At 67.3% G+C, this 22,574-nt stretch carries 19 protein-coding genes and 1 pseudogene; 7 read left to right on the top strand and 13 right to left on the bottom strand.

All coding sequences use genetic code 11. The features are described 5' to 3' along the window. Positions 1 to 6: 6 nt before the first annotated feature. On the top strand, positions 7 to 1,020 hold the full coding sequence (locus tag IHQ52_RS07095; RefSeq protein WP_198362492.1) for an IS481 family transposase: 1,014 nt from the start codon (positions 7 to 9) through the stop codon (positions 1,018 to 1,020). On the opposite strand, the gene IHQ52_RS07090 is transcribed toward IHQ52_RS07095, so the two are convergent. Continuing rightward, a complete protein-coding gene (locus tag IHQ52_RS07090) occupies positions 982 to 2,301 on the bottom strand; it encodes an IS256 family transposase (RefSeq protein WP_006438912.1) in 1,320 nt (439 codons plus the stop codon). The two genes, IHQ52_RS07095 and IHQ52_RS07090, sit on opposite strands and share 39 nt — an antisense overlap. Before the next feature lie 370 nt (positions 2,302 to 2,671). On the opposite strand from IHQ52_RS07090, the gene IHQ52_RS07085 reads away from it, so the two are divergent. Further along, a complete protein-coding gene (locus IHQ52_RS07085) occupies positions 2,672 to 4,276 on the top strand; it encodes an HNH endonuclease signature motif containing protein (RefSeq protein WP_096273148.1) in 1,605 nt (534 codons plus the stop codon). A 6-nt stretch (positions 4,277 to 4,282) separates the two neighbouring features. Here IHQ52_RS07085 and cydC read toward each other — a convergent pair whose 3' ends face one another. The 5 genes from cydC to IHQ52_RS07060 form a co-directional block, all read right to left on the bottom strand. Beyond that, a complete protein-coding gene (cydC, locus tag IHQ52_RS07080) occupies positions 4,283 to 6,001 on the bottom strand; it encodes a thiol reductant ABC exporter subunit CydC (protein ID WP_096273146.1) in 1,719 nt (572 codons plus the stop codon). Continuing rightward, a complete protein-coding gene (gene cydD, locus IHQ52_RS07075; protein WP_096273144.1) occupies positions 5,983 to 7,704 on the bottom strand; it encodes a thiol reductant ABC exporter subunit CydD in 1,722 nt (573 codons plus the stop codon). Before cydD ends, cydC begins: the two co-directional genes overlap by 19 nt. Further along, positions 7,701 to 8,783 (bottom strand): cytochrome d ubiquinol oxidase subunit II, encoded by a 1,083-nt coding sequence (cydB, locus tag IHQ52_RS07070; protein WP_096273142.1) that lies wholly within the window; start codon positions 8,781 to 8,783, stop codon positions 7,701 to 7,703. The genes cydD and cydB overlap by 4 nt, the downstream gene beginning before the upstream one ends. 26 nt (positions 8,784 to 8,809) lie before the next feature. After that, positions 8,810 to 10,390, bottom strand: a complete 1,581-nt coding sequence (locus tag IHQ52_RS07065; protein ID WP_006435692.1) for a cytochrome ubiquinol oxidase subunit I — start codon at positions 10,388 to 10,390, stop codon at positions 8,810 to 8,812. Positions 10,391 to 10,597: 207 nt separating this feature from the next. After that, positions 10,598 to 11,467, bottom strand: a complete 870-nt coding sequence (locus IHQ52_RS07060; protein ID WP_006435693.1) for an aminodeoxychorismate lyase — start codon at positions 11,465 to 11,467, stop codon at positions 10,598 to 10,600. 74 nt (positions 11,468 to 11,541) lie between these two features. Between IHQ52_RS07060 and ygfZ the strand changes: the two genes are divergently transcribed. From ygfZ to IHQ52_RS07045, 3 genes are all read left to right on the top strand, one after another. Further along, positions 11,542 to 12,720: a CAF17-like 4Fe-4S cluster assembly/insertion protein YgfZ gene (ygfZ, locus tag IHQ52_RS07055; protein WP_006435694.1), complete on the top strand. Its 1,179-nt coding sequence runs from the start codon at positions 11,542 to 11,544 to the stop codon at positions 12,718 to 12,720. A gap of 5 nt (positions 12,721 to 12,725) precedes the next feature. Further along, positions 12,726 to 13,400, top strand: coding sequence for an MOSC domain-containing protein (locus tag IHQ52_RS07050; protein ID WP_096273140.1), 675 nt, complete (start codon positions 12,726 to 12,728; stop codon positions 13,398 to 13,400). Between the two features lie 94 nt (positions 13,401 to 13,494). Further along, on the top strand, positions 13,495 to 13,671 hold the full coding sequence (locus IHQ52_RS07045) for a DUF3073 domain-containing protein (protein ID WP_006435696.1): 177 nt from the start codon (positions 13,495 to 13,497) through the stop codon (positions 13,669 to 13,671). Between the two features lie 340 nt (positions 13,672 to 14,011). On the opposite strand, the gene purM is transcribed toward IHQ52_RS07045, so the two are convergent. The 3 genes from purM to IHQ52_RS07030 all read right to left on the bottom strand — a co-directional run bounded on the left by purM (position 14,012) and on the right by IHQ52_RS07030 (position 17,396). Next, complete coding sequence (purM, locus tag IHQ52_RS07040; RefSeq protein WP_040004635.1) at positions 14,012 to 15,124, bottom strand: phosphoribosylformylglycinamidine cyclo-ligase; 1,113 nt, start codon at positions 15,122 to 15,124, stop codon at positions 14,012 to 14,014. 83 nt (positions 15,125 to 15,207) lie between these two features. After that, entirely contained in the window at positions 15,208 to 16,815 is a 1,608-nt protein-coding gene (gene purF / locus IHQ52_RS07035; RefSeq protein WP_096273138.1) for an amidophosphoribosyltransferase, read from the bottom strand. Between the two features lie 161 nt (positions 16,816 to 16,976). Then, positions 16,977 to 17,396 (bottom strand): sterol carrier family protein, encoded by a 420-nt coding sequence (locus IHQ52_RS07030; RefSeq protein WP_096273136.1) that lies wholly within the window; start codon positions 17,394 to 17,396, stop codon positions 16,977 to 16,979. A 46-nt stretch (positions 17,397 to 17,442) separates the two neighbouring features. On the opposite strand from IHQ52_RS07030, the gene IHQ52_RS07025 reads away from it, so the two are divergent. Further along, positions 17,443 to 18,951, top strand: a complete 1,509-nt coding sequence (locus IHQ52_RS07025) for a glutamate-cysteine ligase family protein (RefSeq protein WP_006435700.1) — start codon at positions 17,443 to 17,445, stop codon at positions 18,949 to 18,951. A 9-nt stretch (positions 18,952 to 18,960) separates the two neighbouring features. Here the strand turns inward: IHQ52_RS07025 and IHQ52_RS07020 are convergent, their stop codons facing one another. Continuing rightward, positions 18,961 to 20,037, bottom strand: a complete 1,077-nt coding sequence (locus tag IHQ52_RS07020; RefSeq protein WP_096273134.1) for an NAD(P)H-dependent amine dehydrogenase family protein — start codon at positions 20,035 to 20,037, stop codon at positions 18,961 to 18,963. Positions 20,038 to 20,059: 22 nt separating this feature from the next. Beyond that, positions 20,060 to 20,695 (bottom strand): hypothetical protein, encoded by a 636-nt coding sequence (locus IHQ52_RS07015; protein ID WP_096273132.1) that lies wholly within the window; start codon positions 20,693 to 20,695, stop codon positions 20,060 to 20,062. 35 nt (positions 20,696 to 20,730) lie between these two features. Between IHQ52_RS07015 and IHQ52_RS07010 the strand changes: the two are divergent. Then, positions 20,731 to 21,674: pseudogene (locus IHQ52_RS07010) on the top strand (glycerophosphodiester phosphodiesterase). Here the strand turns inward: IHQ52_RS07010 and IHQ52_RS07005 are convergent. Continuing rightward, on the bottom strand, positions 21,663 to 22,079 hold the full coding sequence (locus tag IHQ52_RS07005; protein WP_006435704.1) for a DUF2752 domain-containing protein: 417 nt from the start codon (positions 22,077 to 22,079) through the stop codon (positions 21,663 to 21,665). The pseudogene IHQ52_RS07010 and the gene IHQ52_RS07005 overlap by 12 nt on opposite strands. A gap of 28 nt (positions 22,080 to 22,107) precedes the next feature. Beyond that, positions 22,108 to 22,476, bottom strand: a complete 369-nt coding sequence (locus IHQ52_RS07000) for a CD225/dispanin family protein (RefSeq protein ID WP_006435705.1) — start codon at positions 22,474 to 22,476, stop codon at positions 22,108 to 22,110. Positions 22,477 to 22,574 lie beyond the last annotated feature (98 nt).

The following is a 22,574-nucleotide window of genomic DNA, read 5'->3' as shown; positions in this document are numbered from 1 at the left end:
GTCCTCATGTCCCACGCTAATGCCTTACTGACCCCAAAGGGGCGTCTGAAACTCGCTTCGGTGATCATCGATGAGGGCTGGTCGATCCGCCGAGCCGCCGAACGGTTCCAGTGCTCGCCCACCACAGCCAAGAAATGGGCCGACCGCTATCGGGACGGCGGGCCCGCGGCGATGGCTGATCGATCCAGCCGACCCCACCGCAGCCCCAATCGGACCCCCACACGCTGCGAACGGCGAATCATCAACCTGCGCTTCACCCGCCGCTGGGGACCACACCGCATCGCCTACCACCTCCAACTGCCCTGCAGCACCGTCGGAGCGGTGTTACGCCGGTATCAGATGCCGCTGCTACGGCATCTCGACCACAACACGGGCTTGGTCGTCCGCCGGCCTCGACCACGCCGTTACGAGCATCCAGAGCCCGGCGACATGATCCACGTCGATATCAAGAAACTCGGCCGGATCCCCAACGGCGGCGGACACCGCAAACTCGGACGCACGATCGGTAACCGCAACAACAAGAAGAACGGTCGCGGCTACGCCTTCGTTCATCACGCCGTTGATGACCACACCCGACTGGCCTACTCCGAGATCCTCGGCGACGAACGTAAAGAGACCGCCGCCGGATTCTGGTCGCGTGCGAACGCCTACTTCAACAGTCACGGAGTCACCGTCAAACAGGTACTCACCGACAACGGATCCTGCTACCGCTCACACCTTTTCAAGCAAACCCTGGGTCCCGAGATCACGCACAAACGTACCCGTCCGTACCGACCACAAACCAATGGCAAAGTCGAACGATTCAACCGGACGCTGAACCAGGAATGGGCCTACGCCCAGACCTACCTGTCAGACGAGGCCCGCGCCCAGACCTACCAGGACTGGGTTCATCACTACAATCACCACAGACCCCACACAGGCATCGACGGCAAATCACCCATCGAGCGAGAGAAATTGTCAAGACCTGTGGATCGGGGTGTTTCAGGCGACCTCCGTTCCGGTGCGCTCGTCACCGTTTGAAGGCGGTTGCGGTGGGGTGATGTCGGTGGGCCGTTCGAGCAGTTTGCCTTTGTGGAAGACCGCGCCGGCACGGACCAGGGCGACCAGATGCGGGGCGTTGACGGCCCGCCAGCGGGCTTGTGCGGCGTCTATCAGCTTGTAGGCCATGGCAATCCCGGCCGCGCGTGATCCAGGCCCCTTGGTGACCTTGGTCCGAAGTCGCACCGTGGCGAAAGTGCTTTCGATCGGGTTGGTCGTGCGCAGGTGAATCCAATGCTCGGCCGGGTACTTGTAGAACTCAAGCAGGGTGTCAAGGTCGTCGGTGATCTTGGCGACGGCCTTGGGGTATTTGGCGCCGAAGTCGACCTCGAATGCCTTGACCGCGACCTGTGCCTTGTCGATGTCCTCGGCGTTGTAGATATCCTTGATCGCCGCCAACGCCGACGGATGTGCCGACTTAGGCAGTGCGGCAAGGACATTGGCCTGCTTGTGAAACCAGCACCGCTGCTCACGGGTCGCTGGGAACACTTCGCGGACCGCCTTCCAGAACCCGAGGGCGCCATCGCCCACGGCCAGCACCGGGGCAGTCATCCCGCGGCGTTTGCAGTCGCGTAGCAGGTCGGCCCACGACTCGGTGGACTCCCGATACCCGTCGGTGATCGCCACCAGCTCCTTGCGGCCATCAGTACGCACGCCAATCATCACCAGCAGGCACAGTTTGGTCTGCTCCAGGCGCACCTTGAGGTGGATGCCGTCGACCCACAGGTAGACGTAGTCGGTACCGGACAGATCACGGCGCCCGAACGCCGCGGCTTCGTCCTGCCACTGCGCGGTCAGCCGGGTGATCGTCGAGGCCGACAACCCCGCACCCGAGCCGAGGAACTGCTCCAACGCCGCAGTGAAGTCGCCGCTGGACAGCCCATGCAGGTACAGCAGCGGCAACACCTCACTCATCTGCGGAGACTTACGTGCCCACGCCGGCAGGATCGCCGAGGAAAACCGCTGCCGCACACCGGTATCGGGGTCCACGCGGCGGTCGTTGACCCGCGGCGCCTTCACCTTGACCGCGCCGGCCGCGGTCAGCACCTCACGCGGCTGGTGGTAGCCGTTGCGGACCACCAACCGATGGCCGTCCTCATCGAGCTGGTCGGCGAACTGGGCCACGTAGGCGGCGACCTCGGCTTTGAGTGCTGCAGCCAGCATCTGCCGGGCGCCGTCGCGGACGATCTCGTCCAATAACGACCGACCGGCACCGCCGGTGCTTTCAGTGGCCTCGGTGGCATCGTGAACTACGGTGAGCATGGGCGTACCTTCCCGAACCAGCGCGCCAACGCCGGCTCATGATCGGACCTTCGGATATTCAGATCATCCTCGGGAAGGTGCGCCCACTTTCAACGCCCCCTCACCGAGGGTCATCCACAGGTTCTGATCATTGCTCTCGAGCGACTCGCCGTCCACAACCTCCCTGGGAAGAACAGCTAGACCCTCCCCTCTCACAGGAGATCCGGGGCCGGACGCCATGCGTCCGGCCCCGATTCCGTTGTGCCCGGGGCTGCACAACGTCTGTGACCGCGCCTGTGGATGGAGATCTGTTCTTGTCGGTGGGGTGTTCTACCTTGGTTGGTGACAGATTCAGCCATCCAGGTTGGGCTGTAGACGTTGTGGGGGCAGCGTGTCGAACAGGTGGACCGATCTACCGGCCGAGTTTCTCGCCGGGGTCGATCCTGCCCACCCCGAATCGTCCGACACCGCAACTCATATGGAACGGATGCGGTCGATCCGCCACGGCGAAGCCTTCCTGGCGTGGTGTCGCTACCAGTCGATCGCCACCATCTACGACCAACTCGTCCTCAACAGCCGCAGCGGGTTCTTCATCGACCGTTACACCGAGATGGTCACCCGAGTGTGCCGCGAAGACGCCATCACCCGCTACCAGGCCGATCAGTGGGTCGGCGAAGCACTCGCGCTGCGCGACCGGCTACCCAAAGTACTAACCACCCTGCGCGACGGCATCCTCTCACGCCAGTTGATCCAGACCGTCGTCTCCCGCACCGACCTCATCACCGACGACGACACCATCGCCGACCTCGACACCGAGATCGAACACATCCTGCGCAGCCGCAAGGGCGCGTGGACCACGGTGCGACTGCGCGACATGGTCGATCGCCTGGTCTTCCGTCACGACCCCGACGCGGTGCGGGAACGTCGCCGCGAAGCCTTGGACAAACGCGGCATGTGGACGGAGAACTTCGCCGACGGCACCGGCGAGATCACCGGCGTCATGGCCGCCGAAAACGTGCGCATCGCCGAGAAAGCAGTGAAAGCGTTGGCCGACACCGTCTGCGCCCAGGATGGTCGCACCCGGAACCAACGGAACTCTGATGCCATGTTCGCACTGTTGACCGGCACCGTCTTCGAGTGTCAGTGCCAGCGGGAGGACTGCGACGCCGACATCCCCGACCCGGCCGAGGTTGTCCGGTCGGTGAGCACCGAGATCGTCATCCACGCCGTCACCGACCCCGCCACCCTCGACGGTGCCCCCGGTATCGCCTGGGTCGACGGCCACGGCGTCATCTCCGACGAACACATTCGCGACCTCGCCGCCCGGCCCGACGCCACCATCAAACCCATCACCCCAGTCCGTACCCCACCCATAGGTGTTGCCGCAGAACGACCCACGACAAACGCGTCAGACACTCCCGTCGAACCAAACCCGAGCAGTGCTCCGTCGACCGATGCCGTGATCGTCTACCCCGGTGCGCAATCCGCCGATCCGTACCGACCCACCACCGCCTGCGCCGACTTCGTGCGAGTCCGTGACGGCTACTGCACCGAACCCGGCTGCCCGAGTTCAGCCTTCGACAGCGACCTCGACCACGTCACCGAGTACGACCGCACCAACCCCACCCAGGGCGGGGCGACGTCGAGTGAGAACCTCAACGCCAAATGCCGGTTCGGGCACCTGCACAAGACCTTCGGCGACTGGATCGATGCCCAATACCGCGACGACGACGGCCACCTCGTCACCGAATACCGCACTCCGGAGGGTTTCACCATCCCCGGTGGCGCCGAAACCCTGGAAGACCTCTTCCCCAACCTGCGGCGTATCCGCTACGAACAACCACCCCAGGCACCACCCACACCCCGAGTCATCACCGGGGACGACGCCCCCTCCACCGACAACCGGCTCGCGCGGAAACACGCACGCCGGCGGGCCGAACGCGCCCGCAACAAGAAACAACGCCTCACCGACCAGGCAGACCCGCCACCGTTCTGACTTCGGTCAGCGCGTGGAGACCGCCGGAGCCAACTCCACCACCTGCGCTCCACCGACATCCGCCGGAAGCTGGTGCGTCACGACCACCACGATGCGATCGGGACCGAAGAGATCGTCTTCGACACCGAGGAGCCGGCGGAGCAAGCCGGTGGCGTCGTCGGCCGAGAGGTGTTCGGTCGGTTCGTCGAGCAGGACCATCGGAGCCGGGTGGAGCAGCGCGCGAGCCAACAGCAGGCGCCGGCGCTCGCCGCCGCTGACAGCTTCCGCCCCGCCGGACAGTGTGGTGTCCAGACCGTCCGGAAGCCGCGCGACCCAACCGTCGAGGCCGACCGTCGTCAACGCGTCGAGAATCTCTTCGTCGGTGGCGTCACCCCGCGCAACCCGCAGGTTCTCGCGGACCGACGTCGAGAAGATGTGCGCCTCCTCCGCGAAATAGCAACCGGCCGAACGAAGCCCGACCGGCGAACGGCTCGACACGTCGACACAGGTGACGTTCCCGTCCACCGGGTTGAGCAGGCCCCCGATGGTGAGCAGCAACGTGGATTTCCCTACGCCGCTGGGTCCGACCACGGCCAGCCGCGACCCCGGTCGCAGATCGAGGTCGAGGCCGCCAGCGGGTCCGAGAACGTTCCGTTGCGCGCGCCCCCATCGCAATCCGTCGGCAGATACCTCGACCATCCCGCGGTGTACCGCCACGTCCGCGCCGGAGGGTTCGGACCCCGTCGGATCGGCATGGGCGCCGTCGACGAGCGCCATGACCCGCGCCGCGCTCTGGCGACTGCGTTCGATCTGGAGTCCGGCCTCGGTCAGCGGCGCGGTCGACTCGAAGGCCGACAGCGGCAGGAGGACCAGGACGCCGAGGATCATCGGGGTGAGCCCCTCCCCGGAGGCCACGTCCGCGAGCGAACCGGTTGTCTGCGAGGCCAACTGGATGGCGATCACACACGCCGCCACCAACGACGCTCCCATTGCGAGCGGGGTGGCCGCGGCGGCCGCCGCCTCCAGTCGTCGACCGCGGTCGGTGGCCGCGAGGTGCCGACGGTCGGCGTCCGCGGCGGTGGCGAGCAACGCACCGCGACGACGCGCGACGACGAGTTCTGATGCGTGCCACAGCGCCGTCGTCGTGGCCTCCGCCGACTCCGTGGCAGCGCGCGAGCCGTCCCGGAGCGCGGAGGCTGCACCGCGCGCCGCGAGCCACGGGGCGGCACCGCCGCTGATGACGAGAGCGACCGCGAGCACCCCCGCGGCGGGCAGCGACACCAACGCCATCACGACGACCGCGGCCACCGCCGTCGTCACGCCCACACCGATGGGGATCAGACCGCGGATGAGGGCATTGCCGATCTCGTCGATGTCATCGCCGGTGCGGGTCAACAGATCTCCGCACCGGAGCCTGACCGAGTAGGCCGGTGAACCGGTCGCGAGGGCGGTGTACACCCGTTCGCGGGCGGTCGTCATCGCGCGCAGGGCGAGGTCGTGGGTGGCGAGACGTTCGAGGTAGCGGAACAGACCACGAGAGATGCCCAGTGCGCGAACGGCGGTGATCGCGACCGACAGGTACAGCACCGGCGGCATCTGCCAGGCACGGGTGATCAGCCACGCCGACAGGGCCGCGAGACCGAGTGCCGAGAGCGAACCGCCGACGCCGAGCAGCAGGGCCTTGGTGACCGCACCCCGGCGCAGCCCGAGGAATCCCAGCGCCCGGATCAGTGGGTCGTCGCGCATGGCACACCTCCGTCGAATTCGACCACCTGGTCGGCGAACTCACGTGCGACGCCGCGATGGGCCACCACGACGACCGTGTCCCCGGCGCGCGCTCGCTCCCGGAGCGCGGTGAGCACCGCACGTTCGGAGTCCTCGTCGAGATGGGCGGTCGGCTCGTCGAGCAGCAGCAGCGGGGCCGGCGACGCCAGGACGCGGGTGAGGGCGAGACGCTGTCGCTGTCCGGCGGAGAGGCCGACGCCGCCCGCACCGAGCCGGGTGTCGAGCCGTTTCGGCAGTTCGAGCACCACGGAGTCGAAACCGCTTGCCACGGCCGCTCGTTCGGCGGCGTCGCGGTCCAGCACCCCGAAGAGTTCCACGTTCTCGCCGACCGTGCCCGGCACGACGACGGGCTGCTGAGGGAGCCACGCGATCTGTTCGTGCAGGGACTCGGGATCGGCGTGATCGACGGGGATGGACCCGATGAGTACCGAACCGTCGTCCGGTGCCAGCAGACCCATGATCGCGGCCAGCGTGGTCGATTTGCCCGACCCGTTCGGGCCGGTGAACAGGGTGAGCGAGCCGGGCTGGATCGTCGCCCGCAGGGACTCCGGAGCCCAGCCGTCGCGACCGTGCACCCCGAGGTCGAGGATCGTGATCGGCGCGCCCGCGACCGTGACGCCCCGGCCACCGGTGACCGGCATCGTCGCGGACCCCTTGGGCGAGTCGATCAGCTCCAAGACCTGACCCGCAGCGGTCAGACCGTCGGTGGAGTTGTGGAACTGTGCGCCGACGCGACGCAGTGGAAGATAGGCCTCCGGCGCCAGAATCAGTGCGAAAACACCTGCGTAGAGGGACATCTCGCCGAACACCAGACGCAGGCCGATGCCCACCGCGACCAAGGCCACGCACAGCGTCGCGAGCAGTTCGAGAACCGCGCCGGACAGGAAGGCCACCCGTAGCGAGCTCATCGTGGAACGCCGGTGCGACTCGCCGAGTTCGGCGACCTGGGCGGTCGGGGCCTCGGCGCGGTTCAACGCCCGCAGCGTGGGCAGACCCGCGATGAGATCGAGCAACTGCGCCGTCAGCCTGCTCATCGTCGCCAGCTTGCGGCTGGTGCGATCCCTGGTCATGAGGCCCACCAGGATCATGAAGATCGGGATGAGTGGCAAGGTGATCAGGATGATCAGCGCCGAGGGCCAGTCGGCGAAGGCGATCACCACGGTCACAGTGGGGGTGAGGATCACCGCGGTCACGAGCGCGGGCAGATAGCCGGAGAGGTACGGCCCGAGCGCGTCGAGTCCCCGCAACAACACGGTGGCCGCCTGCTCGCGCAGGGTCAGCAGCGTGCGCGGCGAGGTACGACGCGGATCGGTGAGCACGTCGAGTGCCTCGGCGCGCAGCTCCGCGATCGCCTGTTGGGCCGCGCGGTGCGCGTACCGGTCGTGCCCGTAGGCCATTCCGGCGCGCGCCGCCATGGCCGCGATCAGGACCGCCAGATGCGCCCATTGCGCATCGAACGACCGCAGATCCGGGAGGACGATCAGCTCCGACAGGATCGAGGCCGCCATCGCCGCCGCGACGATGATCGCGATGACCTCGGCGATTGCGAACACCGCCGTGACCAAGACGTAGCGCTGCGTGGTCGGCGAGTACCGCAGCAGGCGCGGATCGACGGGCGGCCGGGCCCGCCGCCGCGTGTCCGCCGACGGTTCCTGCGGCGTCACTCGCCGAAGGCGCGCAAAGATCGCAACCCCGACGGCTTGGGCATGATCTCCACGGACAGACGCTTGCGGAACACCCAGTAGGTCCAGGCCTGGTACGCGATCACGACAGGTGTGACCAGAGCCGCGGCCCAGGTCATGACGACGAGGGTGTAGCGACTCGAGGACGTGTTGTCGATGGTCAGGTCATATGCCGGGTTGAGCGTCGACGGCAGCACCTCGGGGTAGAGCGACCCGAACAGGGCCGCCACGGTGCCCACGATGGCGATCGAGGTGGCGGCAAACGCCAGGCCCTCCTTGCGCACCTGCGTGGCACCCACCATCACCAGGGCGGCGACCGCCGCGATCAGCACCGGAATCCAGGTCCACGCACTGCCGTAGGCGAACTGTGTCCACAGCAGGAACGCCCCCGCGACGACCAGCGTCGGGATCGACAACCGCGACGCGTAACGCATCGAGTCCTCGCGGAGCGCGCCGTCGGTCTTCAACGACAGGAAGACGGCGCCGTGCGTCAGAAAGGCCAGCAGCGTGGTCAGGCCGCCCAGCAGGGCGTACGGGTTGAACAAATCGAGGAATCCACCCGTGTACTGCGCGTCGGCGTCGATCGGCAGACCGCGGACGACATTGGCGAAGGCGATGCCCCACACGATGGCCGGGATCCACGAGCCGAGTCCGATCCCGACGTCGCACCACATCCGCCATCTCGGGTTGTCGATCTTGCCGCGCCACTCGATGGCGCAGACGCGCGTGATGAGGCCGATCAGGATCAGGAACAACGCGAAATAGAAGGCGGAGAACATGGTGGCGTACCAACCGCCGAATGCGGCGAACAACGCTCCGCCGGCGGTGATCAGCCACACCTCGTTGCCGTCCCAGACGGGGCCGATCGTGTTGAGCAGCACCCGCCGACGGGTGTCGGGATCGGCGGCCGGTTCATCGGGCGCCACCCGTGCATCGCCGCCGGTGTGGCTGCGGCCCAGGAAGGGCATCAGCATGCCGACGCCGTAGTCGAACCCCTCGAGGACGAAGTAGCCCACGAACAGCATCGCGATGATCAGGAACCAGAACTCCGGAAGTCCCACTGGTCTCTCCTATGGTTACGTGGCCGTCAGTACGCGAACGAGAGCTGTTTGGGCTCATCGCTGTCGGCGTCTGGGTCGGAATATCCCGGCGGCCTGGAGTCGTAGGTCGCCGGCCCCTCGATGACGTATCGCCGCTGGAGCATGAACCACACGACACCCAGCGCGCCGTAGAGCAGGGTGAAGCCGATCAGCGTCACCCACACCGTCGCCGACGTGTGGTTCGAAACACCGTTCTGGACGAGCATGTTGATCCGCAGCGGGTCGAGGTCGTTCTCCCAGTTGGGTGCGACGACCCACGGCTGACGTCCCATCTCGGTGAAGATCCAGCCGGAACTGTTGGCCAAGAACGGTGTCGGGATCATCCACAGCGCGAGAGTGCCGAACTTGCGGGATTCCACGACTCGCTTGCGACGCGTGAGCCACAGCCCCCCGAGCGCCACCACGACCGACCCGAGAGCCCAGGTGATCATCGCCCGGAAACTCCAGTAGGTGACGAACAGGTTCGGGGCGAAGTTCTGTCCTGCGGGCACACCCGGTTGTCCTGCGAGCGCCTCGGTGTACTGCTGTTGCAGCTCCTCGACGCCCTGCAGGGTGCTGTCGAAACTGTGATCGGCCAGGAACGACAGCATCTTCGGAATCTCGATGACGTGTTCGATGTTGTCGCAGTTGTTCTGTCGTCCGATGGCCAGCACGGAGAACCCGGCACCGGTCTGGGTCTCGCACAGTGATTCCGCCGCAGCCATTTTCATCGGCTGCTGGTTGAACATGATCTGCGACTGGATGTCGCCGGTGATGAACAGACCGACGCCGGAGACCATCACGACCCAGAGAGCCAACCGGGTGACCGGCCGCCAGAAGCGGCGGGCGTCGAGTTCGAGATCCTCGGGCGTGGCGTCGATGTGACTCGGCGAGGTCGTCTTGGGCATCTCCGAGGTGTCACCGGTCTCGATGGCCTCACGGAGTTTCTTTGCGCGCCACATGTTCCGGGCCATCCACCAGCAACCGATGGCGGCGACGAAGGTGCCTGCGGTGAGGAAAGCACCGGCGATCACGTGCGGGAACGCCGCCAGCGTCGTGCTGTTCGTGATCACCGCCCAGAAGTCGTTCATCCTCGGCCGGTCCCGCGTCTCGTCCCACACGACGCCCACCGGGTGTTGCATGAACGAGTTCGCCGCGATGATGAAGTACGCCGAGGCGATGACTCCCGCCGAGGCCAGCCAGATGCACGCCAGGTGGACCCTACGCGGCAACCGGTCCCAGCCGAAAATCCAGAGTCCGATGAAGGTGGACTCGAGGAAGAACGCGACGAGCCCCTCCATCGCGAGCGGGGCGCCGAAGACGTCCGCGACGAATCGGCTGTACTCGCTCCAGTTCATGCCGAACTGGAACTCCTGCACGATGCCGGTCGCGACGCCCAACGCGAAGTTGATCAGGAAGAGTTTGCCGAAGAACTTCGTCGCGCGAAGCCACTGTTCGTTGCCGGTCACATGCCAAACCGTCTGCATCACCGCGATCATCGGCGCGAGGCCGATGGTCAGCGGCACCAGGATGAAGTGGTAGACGGTCGTGATACCGAATTGCCATCTGGAGACGTCCAGAGCGTCCATATCTGCCTCGAATCAGGTCACCGGCTCAGCCGGCAGGTGCCGAAGTCTCCTACTACTTCCGGTAGTAGGCACTGATCGCGACGTTACGCCTGGTCATCGGCCTCTTTCAAGCGCCAAAGGTCCCATCGTGCCGCCGCTCCTGGTGCATTCGCTCTCACCCGGGACCCGGTGTGACCCGGGCCCGGGATCAGATATGAGTGACCGGGATCAATTGTCTTCCACGGCAATGGCGCGGTCCACCAAACCGGAGAATCTGTCGGCGTCGGTCGGCACCGGCATCACGTACCGGTTGAGGTGAGTGACCCGGGCCGCGAGGGTCACACTGCTGACGAGCCAGACCGAGTCGGCCGCCACGAGATCCTCCGGGCGCAGGATCTCGATCTTCGTCTTCCAGCCCTCCGCGTCCGCGAGGTCGAAGACCGCGCGAGCGGTCGTCGAGGCGAGGATGCCGATCTCCGTCGGCGGGGTCACCAGCGTGTCCCCGTACACCGCCACCACGGTCGACCGCGGGCCCTCGAGAACCGCTCCCTCGCTGCTGACGAAGATGACGTCGTCGTAACCCTCGGAGGCCGCGTGACGCAGGGCGGCCATGTTGGTGGCATAGCTCAGGGTCTTCGCACCGAGCAGCTGCCACGGCGCCTTGGCGGCCAGGTCGATGGAGAAGCCACGCTCGAGGGTGATCACCGAGACACCGTCGGCCCGTGCGGAAGCGACACGTTCGGGCACCGCTTCCACGGTCAGATAGGCCGTCGGGGCATATCCGTGTTCACGCCCGCGGGTGTAGACCAGCCGCACCAGGGCCTCGTCCGACGTCCCGTGCTCCTCGCTCCACAGCTCGGCCGCCCTGTCGATGGCGCCGCGCCATTGGTCGAGATCGGGCGCCGGTAGCTCCATCGCCGTCGCGCTGCGGGCGAGACGTTCGAGGTGCAGGCGGACACCACGCGGCCGGCCGGCGCGGATGAGCAGGGTCTCGAAGACGCCGTCGCCGCGGACCACGGCGAGGTCGTCGGCATGGAGAAAAGGTGCTTCGGCATCGTGTTGGGTGCCGTCGAGAGTGAGCAGGATCGAATCCGACATGGGTATGAGGCTCCCACGAGGGCCCGCACCCTGCTCCACACACCTGGCGCCCAGCAGACCCGTAGAATCGACCCGTGAGCCGTTCACCCATCCTGACCAGGCATTCCGAGGGCGGGGCGGTCCCCGGCCCCGGCGAGTTCCACTCGTCGGAGACCCCGTGGCACTTCGGTGATCCACTCGGCGAGCAGCGAACCGCCGCCACCGGGGTGATCATCGTCGACCGCTCCGACCGTTCGGTCATCGAGATCCCGGGCGACGAACGCCTGAGCTGGTTGCACACCATCTCGAGCCAGCACATCGCCAAACTCCCCGACCGCCGGAGCGCGGAGAACCTCTCCCTCGACGCGAACGGCCGCGTGGAGGAGCACTTCGTCCTGACCGACATCGACGGCGTCACCTGGATCGACACCGAGGGCGCACGGGGCGAGGCGCTGATCACCTTCCTCACCAAGATGGTGTTCTGGGCCAAAGCCGAGCCGGCCACACGGACCGACATGAAGGTCCTCACCCTCGTCGGTCCCGGCGCGGTGACCGGCCCGGTCGCCGAGCTCCTCGAGATCGACGCCGACGCTGAGGTCTACCAGGCGGGCAGCCTGCCCGAGACGCATCACGAGGACGAGCCGCTGGGTTTCTGGCGACGCATGCCGCCGCTCGGCGAGCACCGCGATCTGCCCGTGGTCGACCTCGTCGTGCCCGAATTCGTCCTGCTCCGCTGGTGGGACGCGCTGACCGAGGCGGGCGCCCGGATGGCCGGCAGCTGGGCATACGACGCGCTGCGCGTCGCCGCCCGTCGCCCCCGCCTCGGCGCCGACACCGACGAACGGACGATCCCGCACGAGGTCGACTGGATCGGCGGCCCGGCCGAACAGGGCGCCGTCCACCTCGACAAGGGGTGCTACCGCGGCCAGGAGACGGTCGCCCGTGTCCACAATCTCGGCAAGTCCCCGCGACGCCTGGTGCTGCTGCACCTCGACGGCAGCTCGGATCGGCGCCCGACGACCGGCGACCCGGTCACCGCGGGCGGCCGGACCGTCGGACGTCTGGGCACCGTCATCGACCATTACGAGTGGGGTCCCATCGCGCTCGCGCTCGTCAAGCGCAACGTCGGCGCCGACACCGAGCTCATGATCGGGGCCGAGGAACCGGTCAGTGCGCGTATCGACCCCGACTCCATCCGAGAGGACGAACACGTGCAGGCCGGCCGCGCCGCCGTCGAGCGGTTGCGCAGCGGCGCCACCGGCCCCGGCCTCTGAGGCGCGTGGGCACCGGTACCGTTCTGGCCGTCTGCGCGGCCGGCCAGGACGTCGTCCTCGACGGCATCGGCCCGTCCGCCATCGACAAGCGTCCGCTGACCGGCCGCGCCGAAGTGCACGAGTTGGGGCTCGCCGCCGACCACCAGCGCAACCGCAAGTACCACGGTGGCGTCGACCAGGCGGTCTACGCATACGCCGAACGCGACGCACGACGCTGGGCCGGCGAACTCGGACGTGACCTTGCTTACGGCTGGTTCGGCGAGAACCTCCGCATCGATGGGATCGTCACCGACGCCTTCGTCGGCGAGCGGTGGCAGGTGGGTGAGGACGGTCTCGTCCTCGAGACCACCATTCCGCGCGTCCCGTGCCGCACCTTCGCGGTCTGGGCGGGCGAGCCCAGGTGGGTAAAGCGGTTCATGGAACAGGCCGATTTCGGCGCCTACCTGCGGGTTCTGCAGCCGGGAACGGTGGCGGCCGGCGATTCCGTGACCGTCATCCACCGTCCGGACCACGGCGTGCGTGTCCGGCATCTCCTCGCCGACGGCGATCCCGAGGCGATCCGCGGGCTCCTCGAGCACGACGATCTGCCCGCCAAGGTGCGACGTGAGGCACTACGCGTCGTGACCAGGACGGACACACGCCGCGGCGTGGCGAGGCAGGGCGAGGCACACAAATCCTAGAGGCGCGCTAGACTGGTCAGCACGACAGAATTTCTTCAAGAGAACGGGGCCGCCAAATCGTTGGCCGCCCCGTCATTTTGCGAGGGGGTCCCGAATGGGCCGCGGCCGGGCAAAGGCAAAGCAGACGAAGGTTGCTCGTCAGCTGAAGTACTCCACTCCGAACACCGATCTCGAAAGCCTGCAGCGCGAGCTGTCCGGGCAGACCAGCTCGGTAGATCGTCCGGATCCGGTGGATGAGTGGGTGGACGAGGACGAGTGGCGACGCGCCTGAGGCGCGCCACTCGTGGATGCCGTCCTCATCAGCGGCACCCGACCCCACCCCACGCACGACCTCTCCGCTCAGCGGACCCGCGGTAACGCGGGTTGATGATTTCGTACGTATCAGACGGCCGCATGTGAAGTGCGGCCGTCTGGTGCGTGCGGGGTCGTTCTGGAGCCAGACAGCGGTGCTCGTCGCGGTGACAACCGACGATGCGCATCGCTGCTGTGTGCTGCCCTCGGCGTGGGGGTGATGCGCGCCGACGAACCCACGACAAACCAGAAGCGGCGGGAACCGGAAGGTCCCGCCGCTTTGGCGTTGTCGTGCGAGAGATGTTGCGAGTCCGCGACTCTCAGAAGCGCGGGTGCTCGCCGACCAGCGAGACGCGCGCGCCGGCCTCGGTGTTCTTGGGTTCGTTGGAACGCTTGATCGTGCCCAGCACCCAGTTGTCGACGTGCCGCGCCGTCAGAACCGCCTGTGCGCGGTCGGTGTCCTCCGGGGCGACGACCGCGACCATGCCGACACCCATGTTGAAGGTGCGCTCCATCTCGAGCTGCTCGACGCGTCCGCGTTGCGCGATGAGGGCGAAGATCGGGGCGGGGGTCCACGTGTTGCGCTCCAACTCGGCCACGAGGCCCTGAGGGATGACGCGCGCCAGGTTCTCCGCGAGTCCGCCGCCGGTGATGTGCGCGAAGGTGCGCACGTCGGCCTCGGCGATCAGCGCCAGGCAGTCGCGGGCGTAGATCCGGGTCGGCTCGAGCAGTTCCTCGCCGAGCGAGCGACCGAATTCCTCGACGTGGCCGAACAGATCCATGTGGCCCCACTCGAGCAACACCTTGCGGGCGAGGGAGTATCCGTTGGAATGCAGGCCCGACGACCCCATGGCGATGACGACGTCGCCGGCCCGGACGCTGTCCGGCGTGAGGACCTTGTCGGCTTCCACGACACCGACCGCAGTGGCCGAGAGGTCGTAGTGGTTGTCCTGCATGAGCCCGGGATGCTCGGCCGTCTCGCCGCCGAGCAGCGCGCACCCCGCCTCCACGCAGCCGTCGGCGATGCCGGCGACGATCTCCGCGACGGTCTCCGGGACGACCTTGCCCACGGCGATGTAATCCTGGAGGAACAGCGGTTCGGCACCGCAGACGACGAGGTCGTCGACGCACATGGCGACGAGGTCACGTCCGACGGTGTCGTGCTTGTCGATGGCCTGCGCGACCGCGAGTTTGGTGCCCACCCCGTCGCTGGCGGCGGCGAGGACCGGTTCGTGATAGTTGCCCTTCAGCGCGAACAGGCCGGAGAATCCGCCGAGTCCGCCGAGGACCTCGGGGCGCGAAGCCCGCTTGGCGTGCGGTGTGATGAGCTCAACAGCCCGCTCACCGGCGTCGATGTCGACTCCGGCCGCCGCGTACGAGGCCTGCGGAGTACCGCCGGTCTTCTCGTCGGCAGCCGCATCCCGCTCCGTCATCTCCGCAAGCACCCCTTGGTCAAAAGTCGTTCTCGGCGTGTTCGCCGACGATCACACGGTACCGGAGTGCCCGGCCCCCGAATTCAGGGACGCATCACTGCGCTGACGTTGTCGTTGGGCTTGGTCAACGGGTCGACCGTCCCGTCGTGGGCAGCGGAGGCAAGCATCTGCTCGAGGACCGCCTTGCCCATGGAGGTCTCCTCGGGCAGTTCGATCGGGTAGTTGCCGTCGAAGCAGGCCGCGCAGAGCGACGAGGCGGGCTGCTCGGTCGCGCCGATCATCTCATCGATGCTGATGTAGCCGAGCGAGTCGGCGCCGATGGCCTGGCGCACTCCCTCGACCATGCCCTCCTCGGACTCCATGCCGTTGGCGATGAGTTCGGCCGGAGAGGCGAAGTCGATGCCGTAGAAGCACGGCCAGCGCACCGGGCTGGAGGCGATCCGCACGTGCACCTCGGCGGCACCGGCCTCGCGCAGCATCCGGATGAGGGCGCGCTGGGTGTTGCCGCGCACGATCGAGTCGTCGACGACGACGAGGCGTTTGCCGCGGATGACCTCACGCAGCGGATTGAGCTTGAGGCGGATGCCGAGCTGACGGATGGTCTGCGACGGCTGGATGAAGGTGCGGCCCACGTAGGCGTTCTTCATCAGGCCCTGCCCGTAGGGGATGCCGGAGCCCTGGGCGAAGCCGACGGCCGCGGGCACACCCGACTCCGGCACCGGGATGACCAGGTCGCCCTCGGCGGGATGTTCCTTCGCCAGCCGGCGGCCGATCTCCACGCGGGTGGAGTGCACCGAACGCCCGTGGATGTTCGAGTCCGGGCGGGCCAGGTAGACGTACTCGAAGACGCAGCCGCGGGGTGTCGGCTCGGCGAAGCGCTTGGTCCGGACACCGTCGGCGTCGATGGCCAGCAGCTCACCGGGCTCGATGTCGCGGACGAACGAGGCGCCGACGATGTCGAGGGCGGCGGTCTCCGAGGCGACCACCCAGCCCCGGTCGAGGCGGCCCAGCGAGAGCGGCCGCACGCCGTGCGGGTCGCGCGCCGCGTAGAGGGTGTGCTCGTCCATGAAGGTCAGGCAGAACGCGCCCTTGAGGGTGGGCAGCAGTTCCATCGCGGCCTGCTCGATCGAGCTGTCGGCGGCACCGTGCGCCAGGAGGGCGCCCACGACGTCGGAGTCCGATGTCGCCGCAGAGCTCTTGATGCCCTTCTCCCGGGCGCGGGCGGCCAGGTCGGCGGTGTTGACGAGGTTTCCGTTGTGCCCCAGCGCGACGCCGGTCCCGGCATCGGTGGTGCGGAAGATCGGCTGCGAGTTCTCCCAGGTGGTGGAGCCCGTGGTGGAGTACCGACAGTGCCCGATGGCGACGTGGCCGCTCATCGCACCGAGTGTCTGTTCGTCGAACACCTGGCTGACGAGTCCCAGGTCTTTGAAGACGACGACCTGGCTGCCGTCGCCGACCGCGATACCCGCGGCTTCCTGTCCGCGATGCTGCAGCGCGTAGAGGCCGTAGTAGGTGAGTTTGGCGACATCCTCGCCGGGCGCCCAGACACCGAAGACGCCGCATTCCTCGCGTGGCTCGTTCTCGGGCTGGTCCGACGGAGCCGGGCCGGGCGCGCAGGCACCGGTCGCAGCGCATCCGCCCGCCGGGGTGGGAGCGAGCAGGTTCACGTTGGCGATCGGATGATCAGTCATCGACTAGCTCCCCTGGGCTGCGAATCGGACTACACGTCAATGGGTTGGGAGACAACTGGGAGTTTACGTGCCGGTTGCCTCGCAGTGCGAATCTTGCAGCGGTGTGGGACGGGGCGTAATTCCACGTCGGGCTCCGGGAGTGACCGATCACACTCGCCCGATCAATCCTCTCGCCGGCCACCGGGTCCGAGCGGGATCAGGGGCAACAGCTCGGCTATCAGCTCGGCGCGGTGTCCCGAGGCGTCGACCCGACCGGCGGCCAGTGCCGCGTCGTACGTCAGCAGCCCGGTCACCAGCAGCAGCCAGGTGCGCGGCGAGGTCTCCACGACGTTGGGTGGCGTCCCTCTCGTGTGCCGCGGTCCCTCGATGCACTGCACCGCCACGAACGGCGGGACCCTGACCTCGACCGAGTTGCCCGGGGCGAGGTGTTCGAGCGTGCGGGCGGTGAGGCGGACGGCAGCGGCGAGGGCGGGCCGCGGCGGTGCGGGTGACGCCTCGTCGGCGAGCCAGTCCGCCACCGCGAGTACTGCGGCACGGACCTCGGCCGGGTCGGATCTCTTACGCGGGGGCACGCCAGTCATCTTGCAACAAGGTTCACGACGCCCGGATTGGGGCAGTATGTGACGCATGGGCGCGGAAGTGACCAAACAGGAGTTCACCGGCGAGGATCGCGTGAGGTTCCGCCGTCAGGTCAGTCGGGGGACCGACGCGATCGCGCGGATGCTGGCCGACGGGTTGTTCACCGACCAGGGGCGCCCACCGAAGCCGCTGCTCGGTATGGAGGTCGAACTCAATCTCATCGACGAGCAGATGCGTCCGGCCATGGCCAACGCCACCGTCCTCGAGGCGATCGCCGACCCCGACTATCAGACCGAACTCGGACAGTTCAACATCGAGATCAACGTCTCGCCCCGACCTTTCACCATCGATGACACGATCTCGCTGGAGCAGGCGTTGCGGACGTCGCTCAACCGTGCGGAGGAACGCGCCGCCCGCACGAACAACCACCTCGTCATGATCGGGATGCTCCCGACCCTGAAGTCCGAACACTTCGCCCACCACTGGATCTCGGCCAACCCCCGCTACGACCTGCTCAACGAGCAGATCTTCAACGCGCGCGGCGAGGACATCGAGATCGACATCAGCGGCGTACCGCTGGGCGACGGCCATCACACCGAGCGTCTGCACACCTCCACCGATTCGATCCTGCCCGAGGCCGCGTGCACCTCACTGCAGCTGCATCTGCGGGTGGCCCCGGAGGATTTCGCCGCACACTGGAACGCCGCCCAGGCGATCGCCGGGGTGCAGGTTGCGCTGGCCGGCAACTCCCCTTTCCTTGCCGAGACCGCACTGTGGCACGAGAGCCGCATCCCGGTCTTCGAACAGGCCACCGACACCCGGCCGCTGGAGCTGAAGAACCAGGGGGTCCGGCCACGCGTGTGGTTCGGCGAACGCTGGATCAACACCATCTTCGATCTCTTCGAGGAGAACACCCGGTACTTTCCCGCACTGCTGCCGGTGTCGACCGACGTCGACCCGCTCGCCGAGCTCGACGCGGGTCGCATCCCCACTCTCGACGAGCTGCGGCTGCACAACGGCACCGTGTACCGCTGGAACCGGCCGGTGTACGACATCCACGAGGGTCAGGCGCATCTGCGCGTCGAGAACCGGGTGCTGCCCGCCGGGCCCACGGTCGTCGACACGATGGCCAACGCCGCCTTCTACTACGGGGTCGTGCGCGGGCTCGTGGAGTCCGACCGGCCACTGTGGTCGCAGATGTCGTTCAACGCGGCCGCGGAGAACCTGCAGTCCGGCGCCCGTTTCGGCATGGAGGCGCAACTCTATTGGCCCGATGTGGGCTGGGTGCGCCCGGACGAACTCGTGCTCCGTCGCCTGCTGACCCTCGCCGAGAAGGGCCTTCGCGCTTACGGTGTCTCCGACAAGGCGCGCAAGAGGTACCTGTCGGTGATCGAGGGACGTTGCGTCACCCGCCGGACCGGATCGGTGTGGCAGCGCGAGGCCGTCGCCGCCCGGGAGAAAGCCGGCGAGAGCCGGGCAGAGGCACTGACCGGCATGCTGTCCGACTATGTGACGCACATGCACGAGGGTGAACCCGTCCACACGTGGGAAGTGTGACAGCGCAACCTATTCGGCGACCAGACCCCGTCCGGTGATGAGCGGCAGGTCGAGGGCGGTCACCAACCCGGGCTTCGCATCGACCACGGCGGCAACCGAATTCACCAGCCGCATGGCCGTGACGATCATCCCCGACACGTTGTGGTCGCCGTTCTCACCGTGATGGCCGAACTCGACGGTCATCTCCGGTTCGCCGGAGATGGCGATCCGGTAGCAGCCGTCGCCCTCGTGCGGGGTCGGCCAATCAGGGCACTGGTCCGCGTGTGTGCGCGTGTAGTGCTCCAGCACAACACGATCCACGCCATTGACCTGCCCGGCGACTTCGAACCGCAACGCCGCCATCGTGCCCTTCGGGATCTCCACCGACACCGTCGAGTAGTCGCGGTCCGCCTCGACCCGCTCGACCCGTTCGACGAGCGGCTCGTCGAGGGTGAGGTCGAGTCCGGCCGCGATCTGCCGCACCACACTGCCCCATCCCATCGAAAGGATTCCGGGTGACAGCAACAACGGCGTGGTGTCCATGGGCTTCCCGAATCCGAAGAGGTCCCGCATGACGACCGGCTGGTAGTACGTCGAGTAGTCGGCGATCTCCTGGCACCGCACCTCGTCGATGCGCTGCGAGAGGCTCGTCATCGACAGCGGCAGTACATCATTGGCGAAACCGGGATCGATACCGTTGACGTGAAGACTGGCACCGCCGGATGCGCCGGCCGCGGCGATCCGCTCCAGCAACCCGTCCGGCAGGATGCCCTGTGGGAACTGCAGCACCACCGGGCCGCTCGACACCACGTTGATCCCGCTCTCCACGAAGAAGATCAGGTCCTCGATCGACTCCATCACGCGGTCGTCGGTCATCGCGGTGTGCACGATGCAGTCGGGCCTCGGGGCGATCAGCGCGTCCCGGTCGTCGGTCGCGGCGACGCCGAGGTCGCGTCCGAGGTCCGCCAGTTCGCCGGCGTCCTTTCCGACCTTCTCCGGATTCGAGACCCACACCCCGACCAGTTCGAGGTCGGGATGGGCGTCGATCCCGGCGATCGCATGTCTTCCGACGGTTCCGGTCGACCACTCGACCACGCGCAGAGCCATGCCCCTCAAACTAGAACACGTTTCAAGTCCGCAAGGCGCGTTCGGTGAGAACGGGTCGTGACCGCCACCAGAGGCCGGTGACCACCGCGACGGTCGCGGCCATGCAGACGCCGGCCAGGACGAAGGCGGCCGCCATCGCCACGGCGGGGGTGGACTCGTCGATGAACGGGCCGGGCAGGAAGGTGAAGACCAGCCCCACCGTCCAGGCGGCCGCATTCACCGGTATCCACTTCCACGCGCCGGGAAGCCGGTTCCGCAGGACGACGTACTGCGCCGAGGGGATGCTGGTCAGCAGTACCGCGGCGCCCGCACCGAACAGGAACCAGGTGAGAGGATTCCCGAAGTCGATGTCCACTCCCAGATCGACGAGACTCGACGGCGCCATCCCCAACGACCACGCGAGCATCCCGCCGACCGCGGTCGCCGGGACCCATCGCGCCGGCGGGACCTGCCACGACGTACCGCGAAGGGCGACCGCCTGACCGAATCCGAGAAGCGCGCCCTCGCCGGCCCCGCAGGCGACCATGAGCAACCAGGCCCATCCGGGCGAGAGCCCGGCGGTGCCGGAGATCGCGAACCCGGCCACCGGGATGAGGAATCCGGTCGACTCGGCCGCCGTCACAACACCGACCCACCGGGGCATCGAGAACGCCGCCACGTGCCAGACCCTACCGAGACTAGGCTCGGAAGACGATGTCCCAGATCAGCACACCTGCTCCCGATCCCTCCTCGGCACCCCTGTACATCGACTTCGACGGGCACCGGACCATGCTCAAGTGGCACCGCGGGCGTCGACGCGCCGACGATCCGGCCTTCACCGCCACCCGCATCGTCGAGGGCATGCGGCACGGCGCGAGCATCGAGGTGGACCTGGTCATCCACGCCGACCGGGGCTTCGCGATCCTCCACGACCGCGTCGTCGACCACGCCACCACCGGCACCGGGGTCATCTCGGCACTGCCCGCCGCCTACCTTCGCGGACTGTCCTTGCGCGACAACCAGGGAAAGGCGCTCCGGGAGCCGGTCCTGCTCCTCGAGGACCTGACCGAATTGTTCTCGACGGTCGACATCGCGCCGACGTCGATCCTCCAGCTCGATGTCAAAGAAGACGACGCCGCGCTCGATCCACGGGCGGTGGACACCTTCGCGCGGAGCGTCGAGCCGTTGGCGTCGCACTTCATCCTGTCGTGCGGCGATGCGGCCGCCGTGGCCCGCCTGACGTCGGTCGCCCCCGGAATCCGCGTCGGCTACGACCCCTGCCACCACGGTGCCGCCGACGCCGCGATCCGGTCCGGGGAATTCGACGGCTTCGTCGCGCGCGCCCTGTCCGCATCACCGGACGCCGAGATGATCTACCTCGAGAACCGGCTGATCCTCGCCGCGGACCGGCGCGGCCACGACCTCGTCGGCGCATTCCATCGACACGACCGGCTCGTCGACGGCTACACCGTCACCCGCATCGGACCGCGCGCCGTCCCGGAGATCAAGCGGCTCTTGGAGCTACGGGTCGACCAGATCACCACCGACGACCCGGAGGGGCTCGCCGCACTCGATCTCGACGCCACCCGGCGGGCACCGGGTCGCGGCTGATCCGCTGGTTCCGACGCACCGGATCAGCCGGCCGGTCAGACGTGTAGGGACCAGAATGGTTCCACCGGAATGTTCCGGACGACGAACCAGATGAGCACCACGACGAGCACGACGACGGCGGAATAGCGCATGTTCTGCCAGCTGCGAATCCTTCGTCCGGTCCAGAGCCGCAGACAATACGCACCAAAGGCGAAGAGCAGCAATCCGATCGCGGCCACCCCGGCCGCGTTGTAGTGCAGGGCCGCGGACAGGTCGCCGTGCAGGAGCGAGTAGAGCGCACGCTGCGAGCCGCAACCCGGGCAGGTCACGTTGAACACCAGCTTCGTCGGACACATCGGTAGTACCCCGCCAGGTGTGGTGGGGTCGCCCAACAGCACTGCGCCACAGCAGATCCCGGTCGCGGCGACAACTGCCGCCGGACCGAGGACCCGATGATTCGAGAGGGCCGACACCCGTGAGAGAACTGCCCTTTCGAACCGCTCAGTACGTGGACGTGGTCGCTGCTGTGCCGAAGAGGACGACAAAGAAGAGGACATAGGCCACGACGATCAGGATCGAACCGACAACACCGGCGATCGCACCCCACATCGCCCATTTCTTGGCATCATCGGCGGCTTTCTGGGCACCTGCGAAATCTCCTGCAGCCCACAGTTTGCTGACCGACGTGGACTTGACGATCGCCACGATGCCCAACGGCAGGCAGCACAGGACCGTGGTCAGGATCGCCCACACGAGGTTGTTGTCCGGCTCGGGTCCGGGCGGCGGGCCACCCACGTATGCGCCGTACGGCTGTCCGTAACCACCCTGGCCGTAGTTCGGCGGCTGGTTCGGATCATAGGGATAGCTCATCTGCGCCCTTTCGACTCTCTCTGAGAACCCCAGGAGCGTAACCGACCCTCAGCCTGTTGGGCGGTTCCGGAAATCAGATTGCTTCCAACGATGTACAC

The sequence above is a fragment of the Gordonia amicalis genome, from assembly GCF_022059885.1.
GTDB lineage: Bacteria > Actinomycetota > Actinomycetes > Mycobacteriales > Mycobacteriaceae > Gordonia > Gordonia amicalis.
Note: the sequence above shows the minus strand (reverse complement) of the source record. Positions and strands in the feature narration are given on the sequence as shown.